The organism is Limosilactobacillus antri DSM 16041 (assembly GCF_000160835.1).
GTDB lineage: Bacteria > Bacillota > Bacilli > Lactobacillales > Lactobacillaceae > Limosilactobacillus > Limosilactobacillus antri.
Window position 1 is genome coordinate 1 of record NZ_GG700748.1, and the last position, 1,462, is coordinate 1,462.

Consider the following 1,462-nt stretch of genomic DNA (forward strand, 5'->3'; position numbering starts at 1 on the left):
GAAGTGAACCCTGTAAGTTGGACACTTTAATTTAGGCAACTTTTTCTAAGGCGAGATTTCGATATTCAATCGGCGTCTTGCCTTTTAGTTTGTGCTTGATTCGTTTTTCGTTGTAATAGTGTATCCACTCCTCCATGGCTTTAATTAATCCCCGCTTGGTTTGGTAATGATGACCATAATACAATTCAACTTTCATAGTGTGAAAAAAGCTCTCTATTGGCGCATTGTCTAAACAGGTTGCCCGACGTGACATGCTTTGGAAAATATGATGTTTCTTCAGGACTTGACACCACATATTCGTTTGATATTGGATTCCCTGGTCACTATGAACGGTCATGCGGTAGTTGAGCTTAGGCCGCTTATTAATTAGCTCGATTAACGGCTTCATCACGAAGTCAGTAGTTGGGCGATCGCCAATATTATAACTAACAATTTCACCCGAACACAGGTCTTTAATTGGTGAAAGGTAAACTCGCTCATCCTGGCTCATACTGCCATAGCGGAATTCACTCACATCAGTTACCATTTTTTGATATGGACGATTAGTTTGAAAACGACGGTGAAGACGGTTTTTAGCCTTCTTACCCTGGGGGCCAATCGACGAATCGTATTTCCGGGTCTGACGATTATACATCTGTGACGATAGCCCATTCTCACGCATCAGACGGCTAACTCGTTTGTGGTTAACCTTAATCCCCCGGCGGTGTAGTTCATCAGTTACGGAGCGGTAACCGTAGCCTGGATTCTGTTGCTTGATGTCCTTAATAGTTTGGAGTAGCTCATGATTATCTTCTGTTTCTCGGCGGTGTGCTTGGTAATAAAACGTGCTCCGCTTAATGGTGGTATATGGCAAAATCTCCGTTAAGCTAAATCCAAATTCCTGCCTTAGTTCTTGGATGATTTGGTATTCTTCTTTAACTGTCCGCGACGTTGAACTAAGGCTTCGAGTTTTTTTAAGTATTCGTTCTCCACTTTCAAAGCCCGATTCTCAGCCTTTAAGCGTTCTAACTCTGATAGTTGCTTACTAGCTTGTCGATTGTGATTAGTAGTCATATGCTTTGCCTGTCCTCTTCTGGTAAACAAGGCTTCGGCACCATATTGATTGAGCTTTTTTTGCCAGTTGACGATTGTCCCCCGATTACTAATATCAAATTGGAGAGCTGTTTGCGAATACGAAGCCTTATGTTGTTTTTTCCAGTTTAAGACTTTTAGCTTGAAATCGCCATCATAATCATATTTTGGTAAACGAATTTCTAGCCCCTGAATGCCATATTTTCGATAACGAGCGACCCACATTAACACGTTGTCATGACTTCTTATACCTAATCGGCGTGCCACAGTTTCGGAGCTAGTTCCACGCAAATACATCTGGACTGCTTTAAGCTTAGTATCAAAATTAAATTTAGTCGTGGTAAAACCCCCATAGTCGGAATTCTTTGTCCAACTATGGGGGTTCACTTCA

General features: G+C 41.8%; 2 protein-coding genes. Both read right to left on the reverse strand.

The window, feature by feature from the left end; translation table 11 throughout:
- Nucleotides 1-31: 31 nt before the first annotated feature.
- Nucleotides 32-961 (reverse strand): IS3 family transposase, encoded by a 930-nt coding sequence (locus HMPREF0494_RS10685; protein WP_148466473.1) that lies wholly within the window; start codon nt 959-961, stop codon nt 32-34.
- Nucleotides 886-1,462, reverse strand: a 577-nt coding sequence (locus HMPREF0494_RS10690; protein WP_007124996.1) for a helix-turn-helix domain-containing protein, incomplete at its 5' end; no start/stop codon positions are given. The genes HMPREF0494_RS10685 and HMPREF0494_RS10690, both read right to left, overlap by 76 nt.